Annotated in this window: 20 protein-coding genes; 14 read left to right on the forward strand and 6 right to left on the reverse strand. The window is 62.1% G+C overall.

Annotated elements, in window-relative coordinates:
• Nucleotides 1–116 precede the first annotated feature (116 nt).
• The gene (gene argH / locus WG78_RS13515) at nucleotides 117–1,502 is read left to right on the forward strand and encodes an argininosuccinate lyase (RefSeq protein ID WP_053938572.1); all 1,386 of its coding nucleotides are present in this window, start codon (nucleotides 117–119) and stop codon (nucleotides 1,500–1,502) included.
• A 91-nt stretch (nucleotides 1,503–1,593) separates the two neighbouring features.
• Nucleotides 1,594–2,052 carry a GNAT family N-acetyltransferase gene (locus WG78_RS13520; protein ID WP_053938364.1) on the forward strand — a complete coding sequence of 153 codons (459 nt, stop codon included), beginning with the start codon at nucleotides 1,594–1,596 and terminating at the stop codon, nucleotides 2,050–2,052.
• Nucleotides 2,053–2,499: 447 nt separating this feature from the next.
• Here WG78_RS13520 and WG78_RS13525 read toward each other — a convergent pair whose 3' ends face one another.
• On the reverse strand, nucleotides 2,500–2,706 hold the full coding sequence (locus WG78_RS13525) for a hypothetical protein (protein WP_053938365.1): 207 nt from the start codon (nucleotides 2,704–2,706) through the stop codon (nucleotides 2,500–2,502).
• Nucleotides 2,707–2,865: 159 nt separating this feature from the next.
• Between WG78_RS13525 and WG78_RS13530 the strand changes: the two genes are divergently transcribed.
• On the forward strand, nucleotides 2,866–3,600 hold the full coding sequence (locus tag WG78_RS13530; protein WP_053938573.1) for a pyridoxine 5'-phosphate synthase: 735 nt from the start codon (nucleotides 2,866–2,868) through the stop codon (nucleotides 3,598–3,600).
• Between the two features lie 10 nt (nucleotides 3,601–3,610).
• The gene (locus tag WG78_RS13535; RefSeq protein WP_053938366.1) at nucleotides 3,611–4,075 is read left to right on the forward strand and encodes a CreA family protein; all 465 of its coding nucleotides are present in this window, start codon (nucleotides 3,611–3,613) and stop codon (nucleotides 4,073–4,075) included.
• Nucleotides 4,076–4,287: 212 nt separating this feature from the next.
• Here the strand turns inward: WG78_RS13535 and WG78_RS13540 are convergent, their stop codons facing one another.
• Together WG78_RS13540 and WG78_RS13545 are read right to left on the reverse strand one after the other, a co-directional pair.
• Nucleotides 4,288–5,346, reverse strand: coding sequence for a patatin-like phospholipase family protein (locus tag WG78_RS13540; protein ID WP_053938367.1), 1,059 nt, complete (start codon nucleotides 5,344–5,346; stop codon nucleotides 4,288–4,290).
• Entirely contained in the window at nucleotides 5,346–6,074 is a 729-nt protein-coding gene (locus WG78_RS13545) for a pseudouridine synthase (protein ID WP_053938368.1), read from the reverse strand. The genes WG78_RS13540 and WG78_RS13545 overlap by 1 nt, the downstream gene beginning before the upstream one ends.
• Nucleotides 6,075–6,241: 167 nt before the next feature.
• On the opposite strand from WG78_RS13545, the gene WG78_RS13550 reads away from it, so the two are divergent.
• The 7 genes from WG78_RS13550 (at nucleotide 6,242) to WG78_RS13580 (ending at nucleotide 13,483) form a co-directional block, all read left to right on the forward strand.
• Nucleotides 6,242–6,763: a MarR family winged helix-turn-helix transcriptional regulator gene (locus WG78_RS13550; protein WP_053938369.1), complete on the forward strand. Its 522-nt coding sequence runs from the start codon at nucleotides 6,242–6,244 to the stop codon at nucleotides 6,761–6,763.
• A 35-nt stretch (nucleotides 6,764–6,798) separates the two neighbouring features.
• The gene (locus WG78_RS13555; protein ID WP_053938370.1) at nucleotides 6,799–8,229 is read left to right on the forward strand and encodes an efflux transporter outer membrane subunit; all 1,431 of its coding nucleotides are present in this window, start codon (nucleotides 6,799–6,801) and stop codon (nucleotides 8,227–8,229) included.
• 79 nt (nucleotides 8,230–8,308) lie between these two features.
• A complete protein-coding gene (locus WG78_RS13560) occupies nucleotides 8,309–9,478 on the forward strand; it encodes an HlyD family secretion protein (protein WP_053938371.1) in 1,170 nt (389 codons plus the stop codon).
• A gap of 51 nt (nucleotides 9,479–9,529) precedes the next feature.
• Nucleotides 9,530–11,086 carry a DHA2 family efflux MFS transporter permease subunit gene (locus WG78_RS13565; protein ID WP_053938372.1) on the forward strand — a complete coding sequence of 519 codons (1,557 nt, stop codon included), beginning with the start codon at nucleotides 9,530–9,532 and terminating at the stop codon, nucleotides 11,084–11,086.
• Between the two features lie 167 nt (nucleotides 11,087–11,253).
• A complete protein-coding gene (locus tag WG78_RS22165) occupies nucleotides 11,254–11,631 on the forward strand; it encodes an antitoxin Xre/MbcA/ParS toxin-binding domain-containing protein (protein WP_062225004.1) in 378 nt (125 codons plus the stop codon).
• On the forward strand, nucleotides 11,606–12,304 hold the full coding sequence (locus WG78_RS13575) for an RES family NAD+ phosphorylase (RefSeq protein WP_161805118.1): 699 nt from the start codon (nucleotides 11,606–11,608) through the stop codon (nucleotides 12,302–12,304). Before WG78_RS22165 ends, WG78_RS13575 begins: the two co-directional genes overlap by 26 nt.
• Nucleotides 12,305–12,466: 162 nt before the next feature.
• The gene (locus WG78_RS13580) at nucleotides 12,467–13,483 is read left to right on the forward strand and encodes a substrate-binding domain-containing protein (RefSeq protein ID WP_053938374.1); all 1,017 of its coding nucleotides are present in this window, start codon (nucleotides 12,467–12,469) and stop codon (nucleotides 13,481–13,483) included.
• Nucleotides 13,484–14,009: 526 nt separating this feature from the next.
• On the opposite strand, the gene proB is transcribed toward WG78_RS13580, so the two are convergent.
• On the reverse strand, nucleotides 14,010–15,134 hold the full coding sequence (proB, locus tag WG78_RS13585) for a glutamate 5-kinase (protein WP_053938375.1): 1,125 nt from the start codon (nucleotides 15,132–15,134) through the stop codon (nucleotides 14,010–14,012).
• A 145-nt stretch (nucleotides 15,135–15,279) separates the two neighbouring features.
• Between proB and msrQ the strand changes: the two genes are divergently transcribed.
• The 3 genes from msrQ to WG78_RS13600 are packed head-to-tail and all read left to right on the forward strand — an operon-like array spanning nucleotide 15,280 to nucleotide 17,113.
• The gene (gene msrQ / locus WG78_RS13590) at nucleotides 15,280–15,900 is read left to right on the forward strand and encodes a protein-methionine-sulfoxide reductase heme-binding subunit MsrQ (RefSeq protein ID WP_053938575.1); all 621 of its coding nucleotides are present in this window, start codon (nucleotides 15,280–15,282) and stop codon (nucleotides 15,898–15,900) included.
• Entirely contained in the window at nucleotides 15,897–16,658 is a 762-nt protein-coding gene (locus tag WG78_RS13595; RefSeq protein WP_053938376.1) for a threonine/serine exporter family protein, read from the forward strand. The genes msrQ and WG78_RS13595 overlap by 4 nt, the downstream gene beginning before the upstream one ends.
• On the forward strand, nucleotides 16,658–17,113 hold the full coding sequence (locus tag WG78_RS13600; RefSeq protein ID WP_053938377.1) for a threonine/serine exporter family protein: 456 nt from the start codon (nucleotides 16,658–16,660) through the stop codon (nucleotides 17,111–17,113). The genes WG78_RS13595 and WG78_RS13600 overlap by 1 nt, the downstream gene beginning before the upstream one ends.
• A 180-nt stretch (nucleotides 17,114–17,293) precedes the next feature.
• Here the strand turns inward: WG78_RS13600 and queC are convergent, their stop codons facing one another.
• Nucleotides 17,294–17,995: a 7-cyano-7-deazaguanine synthase QueC gene (gene queC / locus WG78_RS13605; RefSeq protein ID WP_053938378.1), complete on the reverse strand. Its 702-nt coding sequence runs from the start codon at nucleotides 17,993–17,995 to the stop codon at nucleotides 17,294–17,296.
• Nucleotides 17,979–19,346, reverse strand: a complete 1,368-nt coding sequence (locus WG78_RS13610; RefSeq protein WP_053938379.1) for a chloride channel protein — start codon at nucleotides 19,344–19,346, stop codon at nucleotides 17,979–17,981. The genes queC and WG78_RS13610 overlap by 17 nt, the downstream gene beginning before the upstream one ends.
• Between the last annotated feature and the right edge of the window lie 24 nt (nucleotides 19,347–19,370).

The raw sequence follows: 19,370 nt of genomic DNA on the forward strand, positions 1-19,370 counted from the left end.
CACATCGCACTGACATAAAAGGGAGTTTTCTCACCGAACGGATCTAGCGTGCAGTGCAACAAAGCATAAACGCGGCATATAATCGCCGTTCGTTTCAAGTCAAGGTCGCCCCCAACATGCAGGATTCCAGGAAAGCCTGGTCTGGTCGGTTCAACGAGCCGGTGTCAGATCTGGTCAAACGCTACACCGCGTCGGTCGGTTTCGACAAACGCATGGCCGAAGTCGACATTCAGGGTTCGTTAGCCCACGCCACCATGTTGCAACGCGCGGGCGTGCTGACTGAAGACGAATTGCGCGCCATCCAGAGCGGCATGGCCGATATCCTGGACGAAATCCGCCACGGCACGTTTGAATGGTCGCTGGATCTGGAAGACGTGCACATGAACATCGAGCGCCGTCTGACGCAAAAGATCGGCGACGCCGGCAAGCGTCTGCATACGGGCCGCAGTCGCAACGACCAGGTGGCCACCGATATCCGCCTGTACCTGCGCGGCGCGATTGATGTGCTGATTGGCCTGGTGCACGAGCTGCAGATTTCGCTGCTCGAACTCGCGGAAAAACACGCCGCCACCGTCATGCCTGGCTTTACCCATTTGCAAGTGGCGCAGCCGGTTACGTTTGGCCACCACATGCTGGCTTATGTAGAAATGCTGGGCCGCGACGCTGAGCGTTTTGCCGATGCGCGTCGCCGCGTTAACCGCCTGCCGCTGGGTTCAGCCGCGCTGGCGGGCACGACCTTTCCAGTGGACCGCGCCTACACCGCCGAACTGCTCAATTTTGAAGGCGTGTGCGAAAACTCGCTGGATGCGGTGTCCGATCGCGACTTTGCCATTGAATTTACCGCTGCCGCCGCACTGACCATGACGCATCTGTCGCGTCTGTCCGAAGAGCTGGTGCTGTGGATGAGCCCGCGCTTTGGCTTTATCGATATCGCCGACCGCTTCTGTACCGGCTCGTCGATCATGCCGCAGAAAAAGAACCCCGATGTACCCGAACTGGTGCGCGGCAAGACCGGGCGCGTTAACGGCCATCTGGTGGCGCTGCTGACGCTGATGAAGGGCCAGCCGCTGGCCTACAACAAAGACAATCAGGAAGACAAAGAGCCGCTGTTTGATACGGTCGATACGCTGACCGATACGCTGCGGATCTACGCCGACATGATGCGCGGCGTGACCGTCAAACCCGACGCGATGGCGCAAGCCGTCAAGCAGGGCTATGCCACCGCCACCGATCTGGCCGATTACCTGGTCAAGAAAGGCTTGCCGTTCCGTGATGCGCACGAAGCCGTGGCGCTGGCTGTGCGTTATGCCGAAGAAAAACGTCGCGATCTGTCCGAACTGCAACTGGTGGAGCTGCAAAGCTTCTCGCCGCTGATCGAAGCCGATATCGCCGAAGTGCTGACCGCTGAGGGCAGTATTGCCGCGCGCGATCACATCGGCGGCACCGCGCCCGACCAGGTGCGCTTGCAGATTTCGCGCTGGCGTCAGCGCCTGGGCGTTTAAGCCTTCTCGACTTGTCCACAAGTCATCCACAGCGGGTCGGAGCTTATCCGGCCCGCTGGCGTTTCCACCCTCATCTTCAAGCCCGATCACGATGCAACTGACCTGGACCTGGTTTCGCTTTAACGATTTCGACGTCGTGTCTTTGTACGCCTACCTCAAACTGCGCCAGGACGTTTTTGTGGTGGAGCAGAACTGCGTGTACGCCGATCTGGATGAGCTGGACCAGCCGTCGTGGCACCTGCTGGGGCGCGATGAAACGGGCGTGGTGCAGGCAGCATTGCGCCTGGTGCCGCCGGGTCTTAAATACGATGCGCCCTCGCTGGGCCGCGTGGTGGTGGCCGCAGCGGCGCGCAAAGGCGGCACCGGTCGCGCGCTGGTGGCGGAAGGGCTGGCGCAATCGCAGCGTGCGTATCCGGGCCTGGGCAATCGCATCGGCGCACAAGCGCATCTGCAGCGCTTTTACGGGGCACTCGGCTTTGTGACTCTGGGCGAAGAATATGACGAAGACGGCATCCCGCACGTCGATATGGACTGGGTGGCACCGGTTTAAGCCACCGCGCGTCGGCTGCGTCGGCGCGGCTTACCCACAGCGGCGCACCAGCATGTTGCTGCAATGCGCAAAAGCGCCCCGATTGCACGCAGCCGCCTGACGAAAAAATTGCGAATCAATAATCAAGTTTGACGCCGTTCGTCAGCAACATGAAGGGCTGAGCACTTCTGCTCGCGCGGGCAGAGAAACATTACAAGCCACTGATTTTTATACTTATTTCCCGCATAAACCCTTCTCCTCGGCCGCCCGGCATGAGTGGTGCATGCCACTGTCACACCACCGCCATCACCGTTTCACACAAATCGGGAACGATGTTTGCTCACAAGTAGATACGTCACAGCACAAAGCGCCATTCGGCTTCAGACTGATGCTTGCTGATACTGACGAAATGCTTTTGCAATACTGACTGTGGCATAATTGGTGCAATGCATCAAAAAGACGGCTTACTCAGTGCCGTCCGCAACCCATCAGCCACACCCCGATTATTTGGTCCGACGCCCGCAACGCGGCGGATCGTGCCCCCAGCAGCGGTGGCACAGCGGCTTTTGTTTTTAACTCGAAGAGGAAATGTGCCATGAGTAGCTTTGCTCGTTCTGTCGTTTTGCTGGCCATCTGCGGTGCCATGATCGCTTTTACCACGCCGGTCCACAGCATGTTCTAAGCCTGTCGCAGGCTTAACCCACAAATGCCCGGCTTGCCGGGCATTTTCATTGGCGACACGTGTTATGGCCGCGCGCCGCGCGTTCTGTAGGTGGACAGGGGCCGGGCATGCGGCAACAATCCATGTTTTCGCCACACCAGGGCACCCAGCGCATGGCTACCCAACTTAGCGTCAACCTGAACAAGATTGCCTTGATCCGCAATTCGCGCGGCCGCGACTACCCGTCCGTGACCCACTTTGCCCGCCTGGCGCTGCAGCATGGCGCGGCCGGCGTCACCATCCATCCGCGCCCCGATCAACGCCACGCGCGCAATGCCGACGCGCTGGCGCTGGCGGCGCTGGTGCAGGAATTTCCCGGCACCGAACTGAATATCGAGGGTTACCCGTCGCGCGAGTTTCTGGACGTGGTGCTGCAAGCCAGACCCGCGCAATGCACGCTGGTGCCGGACGAGCCGGGCCAGCTCACCTCCGACCACGGCTGGAATATCGCCGCGCGTATGGATTTGCTGAAGGACGTGGTAGCTGAGCTCAACGCCGCAGGCATCCGCGTCAGCCTGTTTGTCGATCCGGACCCGGCGCAGATTGCGTTGGCGCCGCAAACCGGCGCGGCGCGCGTTGAGTTGTATACCGAGGAATACGCTTTGCATTACGGCCAGGCCGCCAGCGCAGAAATCCTGGCGCGCTACGCCGCTGCGGCCCAATGCGCACTTGAGCAGGGCTTGGGCCTGAACGCCGGGCATGATCTTAATCTGCAAAACCTGGGTGATTTTCTGCAGGCCGTGCCGGGCGTGGATGAAGTCTCCATTGGCCATGCGCTGACCGTCGAGGCGCTCGAAACCGGCTTTGCCGAAGTCATCCGCCGCTACGTGGCAATCTGTAACCGATAAGGAAGGCGCCATGCTCAAGCACATCGTTATATCCGGACTGGTGTCGATGTGCGGCCTGGTCCACGCCGAAGAAGTGGGCTCGGTGGACACCGCGTTCCAGCTGATCGGGCCCGATCACAAGATTGTGGTGGAAGCATTTGATGACCCGGCGGTCAGCGGCGTCAGTTGCTATATCTCGCGCGCCAAAACCGGCGGTATCAGCGGCGCGGTCGGTCTGGCCAAAGATCCGTCGCGCTTTTCGGTGGCGTGCCGTCAGGTGGGGCCGATCAGGTTTCTGCACCCCATCCCCAAGCAGGAAGAAGTGTTCAAGCAAAGCGCGTCGTTTATCTTCAAACACGTGCGCGTGGTGCGCATCGCCGACGCCAAACGCAGCACGCTGGTGTATCTGACTTATTCGGATAAGGTCATCGACGGCAGCCCCGACAACTCACTGACGGCGGTGCCGGTGTCCGGGCAAGCCATCCCGGTCAAATAAAAGGCGCGGCATAGGGTGGGTCGTGACCCACCACCCAAAGCCAAATGCAGATGCCACGGCGCGCGCTCTGCCACTTTGATCGTAGGGCCGGTTGATTCAAGCCGGACGATATCCGGTTTAATACCTTCGCATGACGTACGCCTTGGGGCGCGATGCGCACTCAGGTATTTGAGTTCATCTCTATGGCTTTGAGTGGCGGGTCTAGACCCACCCTATGCCAGCGGCTCAATTCTGGCGATCGGGTTGGGTTGGTTGATCCAGTCGACAAACTCATCCGCCAGTTGCTGGCCCGCATCCAGCGCGGATTTCCACGCGGCGATGCGTTCGCGGTCGCGGCCATGAAACCGCGCAAAGTCCTTGCGGCTGGGAATACGTTGGCCCGGTAGTCCGGCCACAAATTCGGCGGTCGGGGCCAGCACCAGCGTACGCTCCAGCCACGCCGCCTTGCGCCACGGCAGAAACTGATCCAGCCAGCCCGTGGTGATGCGCTGGGTAAAGTGCGGCAGCAGCATCAAACCCTGCGGCTGGGCCAGCGCCAGATCCATGTGGTAATCAATCAGCCCGCCATCGAGATAGGTGCCGCGCGGTGCGCCCGGAATATCGCGCACGGCTTCGAGCACGCCCGGAATCGCGCCGCTGGCCAGCAAGGCTGCGGATAAATTCTGCGGCTGCAACGGCACGGCGGTATTGCCAAAGCCATCATCGATAAACTGCGCAGCCTGTGGCCCGGCATGAAACGTCACGCGTTGCAGCCAACCGCCCAGATGCCGGCGCGAGCGGGCATTGGCCAGCACTGCACGCGCCAGCGCCAGCTTGTCGCCACGGCTGCCGCTGCCATCAATGCCGCGTACCGCGCGCGCGGTCAGCACATTCAGATGCAACCAGGGATGATCAACGATCTCTTGCGCGCCGTGCTGGCCCAGCATGCCGTGCATGATCTGCAACGCCACCTGGCTGACTTCATGCGGCGATGGCTGCTCGGAATAGGCCTGCGCCAGATAGTGTTCTTCAAAGCGGTCGAGCGCCGCCAGCGGATCGTTTTGCGCCAGCGCCGCCAGCCGCCACGCGCCAATCGACGCGCCCACCGCCAGCATCGGCTGCGTGCGGCCCGCCAGCCAGTCGCTCATCAAGGCTTTATCCAGCCGCGCCAGCACTTGCCATTTGGGGCCGCCCGCGGCGGCGCCCAGATGCGAAAACAGCTCGGGCCGCAGCCCGTGTTCGCGGAGTTGCCGCAGCGCCTCGGTGCCGGCCAGGATGCGCAGCGCCGGCATCAGTCGGTGTCGCCTTCGCGATTGAGTGCGGCCAGCTGGTCTGCATCCAGCTCGATATATTCGCCTTCGGCCAGATTGAGCGACGCCAGCGTCAGCCCGCCAATCGCCACGCGCGACAACGCGGCGCAATGGTTACCGGCTGCGGCCAGCATGCGTTTCACCTGATGATATTTGCCCTGCTCCAGCACCATCTCGATATGCAGTTCGTCCACCTGCTTTGCTGACAGCGCGCTCAGTGGCGCGGGTTCGTCATGCAGTTTGACGCCGCTTAACAGCTGCTCAACCAGGCTTTCGTCCGCCGCCTGCGCCAGCGTGGCCAGATATTTTTTGGGCTGATGATGTTTGGGGTGCGATTGCGCATGAATAAACGCACCGTCATCCGACAGCAGCAGCAAGCCGGTGGTGTCGTGGTCGAGCCGGCCCACCGGTTGCACGTCGCGCCAGCGATACGGCTCGGGCAATAGCGTGAGAATGCCGGGATGGTGGCTGGGCTTGCGCGAGCATTCGTAATTGGTGGGTTTATTCAGCGCCAGATACAGGTTGGCGCGGTACGGCCAGTCTTCTTCGCCAAACAGCGTAATCAGCAGGCCTTCGGTTTCGACGTCAGTGCGCCAGTCGGTGACGATCTGGCCGTTGACGGCCACTTCGCCGTCGGCGATCAGCTCGCGCACGCCTTTACGCGTACCGAAACCCTGAGAAGTAAGAATGCGATCAAGTGATTGTTTCATGCCCCCAACTTTAACCGATGCGCCCGAAAAACCCCAAGATGTGCGCTGATCTGCGTTAAAAGCCGCGGCAATCAAACGCGAACCTAGGGGAAAATCCCGACGTCGCGGCAGAGATACAGCCCTAAATTATTCTTGCGAAATATAATTCAGAAATTTACTATCCCGGCATGAACGATCATGTCCACCCCACCCCAGACGCTTTTCCCACCTTTGCGGATATCGAAAACCGCATCGAGCGGGTCTGTGCGCGCGTGCCCGGCAGCGACCGCCAGCCCGTGCTGCTTAAAATGCTGTTGCAACATATCGCCGGTGGCCTTAACAGCCGCATGAACGAAGTGCTGCGCGAATACAACCTTAACCGCATCAGTTTTCTGGCGCTGGTGATGCTGGTCAGCTCGGGCGGCAAGCCGCTTAACCCGTCTGATCTGGCCGAAGCGACCGGCGAGTCGCGCGCCAATGTCACCCGGATTTGCGACGAGCTGGTGGCCAAAAGCCTGCTGCGCCGCGAGCCCAACCCCGAAGACCGGCGTCGTATTGACCTGTATCTGGCCCCGCAAGGCGAAGAGCTGGTGCAACGCACGCTACCCAAAATCCAGAACCATGCCTTCTCTCCGTTTAACGATTTGACGGCAGAAGAACGCGACCTGCTCGAAGCCATCCTCAAGAAGCTGCTCGGCGCATTTGCCTGAGCGCAGGGTCCACTGACTACTACATAGAAACAGCCATGAAACCTTATCTCGCCTTGGGCTTGCTGGCGCTGGCCGGTTGCGCCCGGATTCCGCAAGACCAGCAGTCTGTACAACTGCGCGATGCCGCTGGCGCGCAGCTTTCCAGCCAGATCAAACTGGCCAACGAAGGCTGGCCTGACGCCCGCTGGTGGTCGCGCTATCACGATAGCCAGCTCGATCAATTGATGGATGCCGCGCTGAAAGGCTCGCCCAACCTGGTGGTGGCGCAAACGCGTGTGCTGGCCGCGCAGGCTGGCGTGCAACAAGCGCATGCCAACGAAGGCGTGAATGTGCGCGCCAGTGTGTCGATTACGCGCGAGCTGACTTCCGAATACGGTCTGATTCCGCCGCCGCTGGCTGGCGAATGGGTGACTGATACCGAGCCGCAAATTTCTGCATCGTATGAATTTGACTGGTGGGGCAAGCACAAGGCCGAGATTGCGTCGGCCCTGGGCGAAACCGCCGCCAGCCGCGCCGATCTGGCCGCCGCCGAGCAATCGCTGACCACCGCCGTGGCGCAAGCCTACTTTACTTGGCAGACCGACAACGCACGGATTGTGCTGGTGCAACAGCAGCGCGACGTGCAGCAACGCCTGCATCAGATTGCTGCGCGACGTGTGCAAAGCGGCCTGGAAAACGACACCAGCCAGCGCAGCGCGCGCGGTGACGTCGCCAATCAAGACGCCGTGCTGGCGCAACTGGCCGCCACCGAGCGCCAGGATCGCGAATCGTTGCGCGCGTTGCTGGGCATTACCGGCGACAGCAAAGTGGTGGACCAGTTGCAACCTGCGCCGCTGCCGCAAGCCATGGGCACGCTGCCCAGCGATCTGGGCCTGAACCTGGTGGCGCGTCGCCCCGATCTGCAAGCCGCGCGCTGGCGCGCCGAAGTGGCGACGCAACGCACCGAGTACAACAAGGCGCTGTTCTATCCCGATATCAGCCTGAGCGCGTTTGTGGGCGCATCCAGCCTGAGCCTGGACGACGTATTGAAGCAAGGCACGCGCACGCTGGGCATTACCCCGGCGCTGAGCCTGCCGATCTTTGACAGCGGCCGTCTGGCTGCCGGCCTGACCGCCAGCCGCGCGCAACGTGACGTGGCCGTCGCGCAATACAACCAGGCGCTGGTGAACGCGGTGCAGGACGTGGCCAACCAGGGCGTGGCATTGCAAGGCTTGTCGGCGCAGGAAGCGGCTACCCGCAACTATCTGGTCGCCACCGAAGGCGTGCTGAAAAACCAGCAAACCCGCATGCAGCGTGGCCTGACCGATCAGGGCGTGGTGCTGCGCGCACAACTGCCGGTGCTGTTGATTCAGGACCAGCTGCTGGTGCTGCGCAACCGCCAGATCAATACCGAAATCGCGCTGACGCGGGCGCTGGGTGGCGGCTATCAGGCCCCCACCGCCACCGCCGCAAGCGAAGCCCAATAACAAATCCGCTGCCGCGCCGACCTTGCCGGTTGTGCTTGCGGTTAGCCAGTCATCGCTAAAAAGAATTCTGGAGAACACCATGAGTACCGATAACAACCAAGCCGTTGCCGCGAATCAGAAAAAGCGCAAACCGGTCATGGCCATCATCACCACCGTGTTTGTGCTGGCCGGCATTGGCTACGCGTTTTATTACGCCACCGTACTGACGCAACGCGAAGAAACCGACAACGCCTATGTGGGCGGCAACCTGGTCACGCTGACCTCACAAGTGAGCGGCACGGTCACCCAGATCAGCGCCGACGAAACGCAATTTGTAAAAGCCGGCGACGACGTGGTGCGCCTGGACCCGGTGGACGCCAAAGTGGCGCTGGCGCAAACCGAAGCCGCGCTGGGTGATTCGGTGCGTCAGTTGCGTCAGTCGTACGCCAACGCATCGCAATACGACGCCGCACTCGCGCAAAAACGCATTGATCTGGCCAAGGCGCAGGATGATCTGGCGCGCCGTGCGCCGCTGGCGGCAGACCACACCGTGTCGGCCGAAGAAGTTGCCCACGCCAAAGACGATGTCGCCATCGCCAAGGCGGCGCTGGATGTGGCGGAGAAGCAAGCCGAAGCCGCGCACGCCAGCATTGATGGCGTCAATATCGCCAGCCACCCCAGCGTGCTGCGCGCTCGCGCCAACTACACGCAAGCGTGGCTGACCGTGCAACGCAACGCCATTCCGGCCCCGGTGTCGGGCTATGTGGCCAAGCGTGGCGTGCAAGTGGGCGCGCGCATCACCCCGGGCCAATCGTTGCTGTCGATTGTGCCGCTGGACCAGTTGTGGGTGGATGCCAACTTCAAGGAATCCGAGCTGCGCAATATCCGCATCAACCAGCCCGCGAAGATTACCGCTGACGTATACGGCAGCAAGGTGGAGTACCACGGCAAAGTGGTCGGCCTGGGCGCAGGTACGGGTAGCGCCTTCAGCCTGTTGCCGGCGCAAAACGCCACCGGTAACTGGATCAAGGTGGTGCAACGTGTGCCGGTGCGCATCCAGCTCGACCAGCAAGAGCTGCGCCAGCATCCGCTGCGCGTAGGCCTGTCGACCACGGTGGAAGTAGACACCCATCAGCGTGACGGTAGCGTGCTGTCGGCCGCTACCGAGAACAAGCCGCTGTTTACCACCACCGTGCTGGACCAGCCGCTGCAACAGGCCGAGACGCAAGCCGACGCCATCGTGGCGCGCAACATGGCCAAGAGCAAGTAATTGACATGCCCTGGCGTTTGACCGCCGGGGCATGCTTCGCGGAGTACTGTCATGACCTCTACAGCCGCTGCTGTAGCCCCGCCTGCGCCCCTGCACGGCGGCAAGCTGGCCTTGGTGACGGTGGCGTTGTCGTTCGCCACCTTCATGGAAATTCTCGATACAACGATTGTTAACGTTTCAGTGCCGCACATTGCCGGTGATCTGGCCGTGGCGGCCAATCAGGGCACGTGGGCGATCAGCTCGTATGGTCTGGCGGCCGCCATCGCGGTGCCGCTGACCGGCTGGCTGGCTGGCCGCTTTGGTCAGGTCAAATGTTTTTCGCTGTCGGTGCTGTTGTTTACGCTGATGTCCATTCTGTGCGGGATGGCCAACAGCCTGCCGATGCTGGTGGCGTTCCGCTTTCTGCAAGGTCTGGTCTCCGGCCCGATGGTGCCGCTGTCGCAGACGCTGCTGCTGAGCACCTATCCGCCCGAGAAAAAGGGTCTGGCGCTGGCCTTATGGTCGATGACCGTGATTGTGGCGCCGATTTTCGGGCCCTTGCTGGGCGGCTATATCACCGACCAGATCAGCTGGCCGTGGATTTTTTACATCAACGTGCCGGTGGGCATCGTCGCGGGGATCGCCTCGTGGAACCTGCTGAAAGACCGCGAAACGCCCACCCGCAAGCTGCCGATCGATGTGGTTGGTCTGATCCTGCTGGTGTTGGGCGTGGGCAGCCTGCAAGTGATGCTGGATAACGGCAACGATCTGGACTGGTTCAACTCGCCCATCATCGTCACCCTGTGTGCCGTCGCCGTGCTGGCGCTGACCTACTTTGTGGCGTGGGAACTGACTGAAGAGCATCCGATTGTGGAGCTGACGCTGCTGAAGCGCCGCAACTTCACCATCGGCGTGATCGTGCTGTCGTTGGGCATGTTCTGCTTCTTTGGCAGCACGGTGTTGTTCCCGCTGTGGCTGCAAACGGTGATGGGCTACAACTCGACGTGGGCCGGGGTGGCCACTGCGCCAGGCGGTGTACTGGCGCTGTTCTTATCACCCATCATCGGTAAAAACATCACCAAGCTGAATCTGCGCATGGTGGCGTCGATCGCGTTTGTGGTGTTTGGCATCACCATGTTCTGGTATGCCAGCTTTACCCTGGACACCGACCTGAACCACATCATGCTGTCGCGCTTTATGCAGGGTATCGGCATTGCGTGTTTCTTTGTGCCGTTGAACCAGATCATCCTGTCCGGCCTTGGGCCGGCGCAGATGGCGTCGGCGTCCGGCTTGTCCAACTTTTTCCGGACCATTTCGGGCAGCTTTGCCACGGCCATCGCGGTGTTCTTGTGGGACCGTCGGCAGAATTTCAGCCACGTGCGCCTGACCGAAAACGTGAACGCCGCCAACCCGGCCAGTGTGGATTATCTGAGCAAGCTGCAAGACCTGGGCCTGAGCGCGCAAGCGGCGTATGCGCAGGTGGACCAGGTGATTGCGCAGCAAAGCTTCATGATCGCCACCAAGGAAGTGTTCTGGTTGCTGGGCGTGATTTTCTTTGCGCTGATCGTGATTGTGTGGTTTGCCAAGCCACCGTTTGGGTCTACGGGTGGTGGGGGCGGCGGGCACTAGGCACGGGGTGGGGTCGAACGCGCCGTCTGGCCCACCCATTCAAAGCCGCAGCGCAACAAGCATCATCGTGCGTCTCCATGGCTTTGAATGGTGGGTCATGACCCACCCTATGTTTTCTCAAGAAATTTTTTTGTGCTATATTTTCACCAGCAAATCGCGGAGGGTTTATGGCGGCGCTTGAGAAACCGGTACTGAAAGATGAAGTCGTGATGACCAAAGCCTTGGTCCGCACGGCGGAGCGGCTGGATTTCCGTCAATCGGATCTGGGCCGCATGCTGGGCCTGTCGGGCGCCAGCGTCAGCCGCATGGTGCACGGCCAGTACGAACTCAATAACCATCGCCCCGAGTGGGATACCGCGCTAACGTTAATTCGCCTGTATCGCTCACTCTCCTCCATCCTGGGCGGACAGGAAGACCTGATCCGTCGCTGGATGCATACCCCCAATACCGATCTGGGCGGCGTACCCGCCGACATCATCCGCCGTGGCGCGGCCGGCTTGTTTACCGTGGGTCTTTATCTTGACGGCATCCGCGGTCGTATCTAACAGCAGCGCCGCCTTCAAGGCATGGCGTTCGGTCGAAACCCAGCGCGAAGTGGCCGCGCTGGCGCTGGTGGACAACGATCCCGATGAGCAAGCCCTGCTCGAAGCGTTGCTTGATGAGCACAAGCCCCCGGTGCCGCCCGGCGCACAAAAACTCCACTATCTGCTGAGCACGCCTTTCCGCTATCCCGCCAGCCCGCCCAACGGCACGCGCTTTGTGCGGCCCGGGGCCTTGGGCATGCTGTACGCGGCCGAGGATAAAGCCACCGCAATGGCCGAATCGGGCTATTGGCAATTCCGCTTTATCAATGCCTCGGCCGGATTACGCGATACGCACATCACCTTGCAACGCACGTTGTTCCAGGTGGATGTGGCCGGTAATGCGGTCGACCTGCGCCTGCCGCCGTTTGATGCCGCCCCCGAACGCTGGACGCAGCCTGACGACTACAGCGCCACGCACGATATCGGCACCGGCGCGCGCGAAAATGGCGATGTCGATCTGATCCTGTATTCATCAGTACGCGACCCGGCGCATGGCCTGTGCATTGCGGTCGTGCAGATGCGCGCCTTCAAGCGCAACAAGCCGCTGGCCAGCGAAGAATGGCATCTGACCATTCTGGCCGACCATGTGTTGTTCCGGCGCGGGCGCGAGACCGTGTCGTTCCGCTTTGCCTGAAGCGGCGCGCCGTGCCAGCCCGGGCCGCCGCGCCAGCAATGCTGCGCGTGGCCCGGATTGCCCGTTATATCGCCGCCCGGCATAAGACTGATTTCGCTTTCGCGGCCGCTACGGCACAATGCCGCTGAAATCGATATCAAAAACTTTAACCGACCGGGTCCAATGAACCTTCGCCAGCTTGCCGCCCATCTCCAGCTTTCGCCCACCACGGTGAGCCGTGCGCTCAACGGCTTTCCCGAAGTCAATGCCGAAACCCGCGAACGCGTGGTGGAAGCAGCGCGCCAGTTGGGCTATCGCGCCAATACCGTGGCGCGCCGCCTGGCCACAGGCAAGACCGACAGCATCGGCATCATTTATCCGTTTGAACCGTCCGATCTGGGCGACCCGGTGTTCCTCGACATCATCGCGGGCATTACCGAACGGCTGGGCGAAGCCAGCATGGATTTGATGATCGTCTCGGCGGCGCAAGAGCACGAACTGGATACCTACAAGCGCATGGTGTCTGCGGGCCGGGTGGATGGCCTGATCGTGGCGCGTACGCAGGTGCAGGATCCGCGGCTGGAGTATCTGCAAGAAAAAGGCTTTCCGTTTGTGGCGCATGGCCGCAGCGCGTTGGCCGATCCGTATCCATGGTTCGATTACGACAATGAATACGGTATGCGGCTGGCGGTGGAGCGGCTGACCACGCTGGGCCATCAACGCATCGGCCTGGTCAGCGCGCCACTGTCGATGAACTTTGCCGCGCAACGGCGCATGGGTTATCTGCTGGGCCTGAATGCCGCCGGCGTGGCCGTTGACCCCGATTACATGGTGCACGGTGGGCTGACCCCGGTGGATGGCGCAGCGGCCACGCGCAAGCTGCTGGCGCTGCCGCAACGGCCCACGGCGCTGGTGGTGGATAACAACGTGTCGGCGCTGGGCGTGATCAGCGCGCTGCGCCAGGCGGGGCTGCTGCCGGGGCACGATATTTCGATCATCGTTTTTGGCGGCCTGCCCGCGCTGCTGCCCGATAGCGCCACGGTCAGCGCCATCATGCAACCGCAAGCACGCCAGGCAGGCCGCACGCTGGCCGAACTGATGCTGGCGCGCCTGGCCGGCGAACCGACCCCGTCGCTAAACCGCCTGTGGAAACCGGAACTGGTGCCGGGCGGCACCGATCTGCCGCCCCCGCGCACTTGAACCCGTAAGGACGATAGGGTGGGTCTGGACCCACCATCCAATGTGGCATGCCAAGCACACCGGTCTTGGCATTTGGCTCTGGGTGGTGGGTCTAGACCCACCGTATTAATCGCATAGGGTGGGTCTGGACCCACCATCCAATGTGGTATGCCAAGCTCACCGCTCGTGGCATTCGGCTTTGGAGGGTGGGTCACGACCCACCCTATTAATCACGAGACATCGGGTGGGGCTGGACCCACCGTCCCATGTGGTATGCCAAGCGCCCCGCTCGTGGCATCTGGCTCTGGGTGGTGGGTCTAGACCCACCGTATTAATCGCATAGGGTGGGTCTGGACCCACCGTCCAAAGTGGTATGCCAAGCGCACCGGTCTTGGCATTCGGCTTTAAAGGGTGGGTCACGACCCACCCTATTAATCACGAGACATCGGGTGGGGCTGGACCGACCGTCCCATGTGGTATGCCAAGCGCCCCGCTCGTGGCATTCGGCTTTGGGTGGTGGGTCTAGACCCACCCTATTGGTCGCGGCTTAATCCAGCAGCACCAGATTGTCGCGGTGGATCAGTTCGGGCTCTTCCAGATACCCCAGAATCGCCTCGATCTGCCCGGTGGGCTGGCGCTGGATGCGGCGGGTTTCTGCGGCCGCATAGTTGATCAGCCCGCGCGCGATCTCGTGGCCCAGGCTGTCCACGCAACTGACCATATCGCCACGGCGGAAATCGCCGACCACATCGACCACGCCGATCGGCAGCAAGCTGGAGCCCTTCTCCGCCAACGCGCGGCGCGCGCCGTCGTCCAGCACCACTTTGCCCTTCACCTGCAGATGCGCCGCAATCCACTGCTTGCGCGCCGCCAGGGGCGAGGTCTCGGGCACAAGTTGCGTGCCGATGCCCTCGCCGCGCGCCAGGCGCGTCAGCACGTCGGGCTCGCGGCCACTGGCGATGATGGTGGCCGCGCCGCTACGCGCCGCCCGCTTGGCCGCCAGGATTTTGGTCAGCATGCCGCCGGTGCCCACATTGGAACCCGCACCACCCGCCATCGCTTCCAGCGCCGGATCGCCCGCTTTGGCTTCTTCAACCAGCGTGGCGGCCGGGTCTTTGCGCGGGTCGGCCGTATACAGGCCGCGTTGGTCGGTCAGGATGACCAGCGCATCGCCTTCCACCAGGTTGGTCACCAACGCGCCCAAGGTATCGTTATCGCCCAGTTTGATTTCGGCGGTCACCACGGTGTCGTTCTCGTTAATGATCGGAATGACATCCAGCGCCAGCAGCGTCAGCAAGGTGGAACGCGCATTCAGATAACGCGTGCGGTCGGCCATGTCTTCGTGCGTTAACAGCACTTGCGCGGTGTTCAGCCCATGTTGCCGAAACGCGCTTTCATACGCCTGGCACAAGCCCATCTGGCCGACGGCGGCAGCGGCTTGTTTTTCATGCACGGCGGTGGGCTTGACGCTCCAGCCCAGGCGCGCCACGCCTTCGGCCACCGCGCCGGAGGACACCAGCACCACTTGCTTGCCCAGCGCCTTGAGCTGCGCGATTTCGGCGGCCCAGCGCGCCAGCGCGGCGTGATCGAGACCACGGCCATCATTGGTGACCAGACTGGATCCCACCTTGACCACGATACGCTGGGCCGACTTGACGACGCTGACAGGCATGGACGAGCTTCCGGAAAACGGGAAAAGCGCAATTATACGGGGCATTGCACCGGCCCCGCACGTGGCCGATTGCGCATTGCTACGAGTGACGCCAGCCGCGCTGACTGCTATAACCGCGTTCATTGCCCACATGCATCAAGACACCATGGCCGCCACCCGCCCGCTTACGCCCCGCCACATTACCTGGCTAAAAATCGCCCTGTTTATCGTCTGTCTGATCCCGGCCGCATGGATTGCGCTGCACGTCACCAGCGCGGTCAATCCCGTGGAGTACGTAACGCATCAAACCGGCACCTGGACGCTAAATTTTTTGCTGATCACGCTGTGCGTCACGCCGTTGCGCATCATCAGCGGACGCAACGAGCTTTTACGCTTTCGTCGCATGCTGGGGCTGTTTGCCTTCTTTTATGTGTGCTGCCATTTCGCCACGTGGTTCGGGCTGGATCATCTGTTCGACTTTGGCGCGATGTGGCACGACGTGGTAAAGCGGCGCTTTATTACGGTCGGCTTTATCGCCTTTGTGCTGATGGCGGCGCTGGCGGTCACGTCCAACGCGGCCAGCGTGCGCAGGCTCAAGCGCAATTGGGCGCGCTTGCACAAGGCCATCTATGCCATCGCCATCCTGGGCGTAGTGCACTACTGGTGGCTGGTTAAACGCGACATTACCGACCCGGCCATTTATGCCGTTCTGCTGGCAATCCTGCTGGGCTGGCGGATCTGGCGCGCACAGCAACAACAACGCCAGGCCGCGGCGCGGGCACGATGAGTACCGAGGCGGAAATCAGCCTGGCCCAGGTGACGCATCTGGCGCTGCAGATTGGTTTGCTGGCGCACAGCTGCGGCGGCGATACCGCGCGCACCAGCGCGGCCATGCAACGCTGCGCCACCGCATTGGGCGCGCATCGGGTGGATACGGTGGTGTCCTCGCTTAACTTGGGGCTGACGCTGGAAATGGGCGTGCAGCGCGAAACCGCATTGCGCAAAGCGCCGCATATGGGCGTTAACTTTCGGGCGCTGAATGCGCTGGAGCGAGCGCTGACCGCGCTGGAAGCCGGCCGCATCAGCCCGGCCGCGTTTAAAAGCTGGACCGAGCAGATTGCCGCCGACACGCCGCGTTATCCGCCCTGGCTGATTGTGGTGTTTGTCGGCATCGCCTGCGGTGGCTTTGCCGCGCTGTTCCATGGCGATCTGGCCGCGATTGCACTGACGACCGTGGCCAGCGCCATCGGCATGGCGACGCGGCAGGCGCTGGTCAAACGCGGCCTGCAGCCGTTGATGTTTGCCACAGCGGCCGCGTTTGTAGCCACGCTGATCACCGGCGCGGGCCACGCGCTCACCAGCACGCCTGATGCGGCGCTGGCGGCGTGCGTGTTGTTTCTGATTCCCGGCGTACCGCTGATCAATGGCACCAGCGATTTGCTGCAGGGCAATTATCTGAATGGAAACGTGCGGCTGACCATGGCCATCGTCATTATCGTGGGCATCGCCATCGGCATGAGCCTGGCGTTGCGGATGGTGGGCTGATGGCGCACTGGCTGATCTGTTTATGGGGCGCGCCAGCGGCATTGGGCTTTGCGCTGTTGTTTAACGTGCCACCGCGCGTATTGCCCGCTTGTTGTGCGATGGCAGTGCTGGCGGTGGGCGTGCGCTATGCGATTGTCACTGCGGGCGGCGATCTGGTGATGGCCACGCTGGTGGCCGCCAGTGCGGTGGGCATCGTGGCGCAGGCGTGGGCGCGGCGCTTGCGTCATGTCAGCGTGATTTACGCGATCAGCGCGGCCATCCCGCTGGTGCCCGGCGTGCTGATGTACCACGCGGTGCAGGCCATGCTGCGGATCGCCGCGCTGCCCAACAATGCTCCGGGCGGCGCATTGCTGGAGGAAGCGGGCGTTAACGCCATCCGTGCGGCGATGGTGGTGCTGGCGCTGACCATAGGCATCGCCGCGCCCCGGCTGCTGTGGCCGCATCGCCATGGCTAGGATGCGGGCGGAGCGCTAGCTGACATCTCCGTCTGGACCTGCCAGTCAAATTGGGGACGACAGGTACACCGGTCCTTGCCCATCGTTGTCATCGTTCAAGCTGGACCCAGCCTCAAAGCGGCATGCCAGGTGCGGTACTTTTGGCAGATGGCTTTGAGTGGTGGGTCTAGACCCACCCTATCAGGCGGGTTGGTAGCGGGTGGGGTCGGGCACGCCAGCATCGGCGAAGCCGGCTGCGCGCAAGCGGCAGGCGTCGCACACCCCGCAGGCGCGGCCTTCGTCGTCGGCCTTGTAACACGTCACCGTCAGGCTGTAATCCACGCCCAGCGCCAGCCCGGTCTTGATGATGTCGGCCTTGCTCAAGCTGATCAGCGGGGTGTGGATGGTCAGCGGGCTGCCTTCCACGCCGGTGCGCGTAGCCAGCCGTGCCATGGCCTGGTAGGCGGCGATATAGTCCGGGCGGCAATCGGGGTAGCCGGAATAGTCGACGGCGTTAACGCCAATAAAGATGTCATCGCCCTTCAGCACTTCAGCCCACGCCAGCGCATAGGACAGCAGAATGGTGTTGCGCGCGGGTACATAGGTCACCGGAATGCCGCCGTCCGTAGCACCATCGGTCGGCACTTCGATGCTGGCGTCGGTGAGCGCCGAGCCGCCAAAGGTGGCCAGATCGATGCGGACCACGCGGTGTTCGACCGCGCCCAAAGCCTTGGCCACGCGGGCAGCGGCTTTCAGTTCAGCGTTATGGCGCTGGCCATAATCAAACGACAGACAATACGGCGCAAAGCCCTGGCTTTTGGCAATGGCCAGGCACGTGGCCGAATCCAGTCCGCCCGAAAGCAGGATCACGGCCGGACGTGCGGCCTCAGTGGTTTGAGTCATCAGTGTGAGTCCCTTTTGCAGTGGCTGCGGGGGCATGCGGCGTGGACCCATGTCCATACTGCAGCAGCACCCGCGCCGCCAGATCGTGATACAGATTGACGCGAAAAACCCGCGCCACATTAGAAGCAATCATGGCCGAGGCCAGCGTGGATATCACCATCGCGTGGCCGTCAGTCATTTCAATCATGATGATGGCGCTGGTGACCGGCGCGCGCGTTACCGCGGCCAGCGCGGCCACCATGCCGATGGCGACAATCTTGATTTGCACATCGGCGCCAAACAACGGCGCGAACCAGCTGCCCACGCCCGCGCCCAGCGACAACGCGGGGGCGAATACGCCGCCGGGCAAGCCGGTGATAAATGTCGCGAGCAGGCTCAGCAATTTAAGCGGCAAGTAGTACCACACCATCAAACCTTCGCCGCCGATCACATGGCTGGTTTCATCCGCGCCGCTGCCAAACACCGGCACCAGCAAGCCACACGCGGCAATCACCAGGCCACAGGCCGCGATAAACAGATACGGCCGCTGCCGGCGCAATTCAGCCAGCGGACGTGGCATCCAGCGCGCTTGATGCACGCATAGCCACGAAAACAATCCCCCCACCAGACCCGCCGTGACCGCCACCGGTATCAAGGGCAGCAGAATCGCGTAATTAAAGTCCGGCACATGGATGCGACCGAAATAGGTGTAATCGCCCTGCAGCGCCAAAGCCACCACGCCCGCCAGAATTACCGCGCCGATCAGCCGGCCGCTGGTTTCGGTTTCGACCGAGCGCGCCAGTTCTTCAAACGCAAACACGATACCGGCCAGTGGCGTATTGAATGCAGCGGCGATGCCGGCAGCGCCACCGGCCAATATCAGTTGGCGTTGCACTTGTTCGTTGGGCAATGCCATCAATTTGCGGCACGCATACATCAGGCTGGCGCCGATCTGCACGGTAGGGCCTTCCCGCCCCAGCACAAAGCCACTGCCCAAGCCCATGACAATGCCGACAAATTTGACCGCGCCGATACGCAACGACAGCACTTTGCCGGCGATTTCGGGTTTACCGGCCACTTCGATCGCGGCCATGGTTTGCGGGATGCCGCTGCCTTCCGCGCCTTTGCCGATACGATCCATCAACCAGCGGATCGCCATGCCCCCCAGCGGTAGCGACACAAACGGCCACCACAACCAGCGCGCATGCAAGGCGCTAAAGCCTAAAAACGCCCATTCCGCCGCTTTGGCCAGCAAGACGGCCACCAGCCCCACCACCGCCGCGCCCAGCCATAAAGCCAGCGTGCTGCGCGTGCGCTGCGGTAGTTTTTTTAATCGGACAATTTCGCGCCTGGCAATCTGCAACAGCGGCATCAGCAACAACCTGGTAGGTGGATG

This window comes from Amantichitinum ursilacus, from assembly GCF_001294205.1.
Taxonomy (GTDB): Bacteria; Pseudomonadota; Gammaproteobacteria; order Burkholderiales; family Chitinibacteraceae; genus Amantichitinum; species Amantichitinum ursilacus.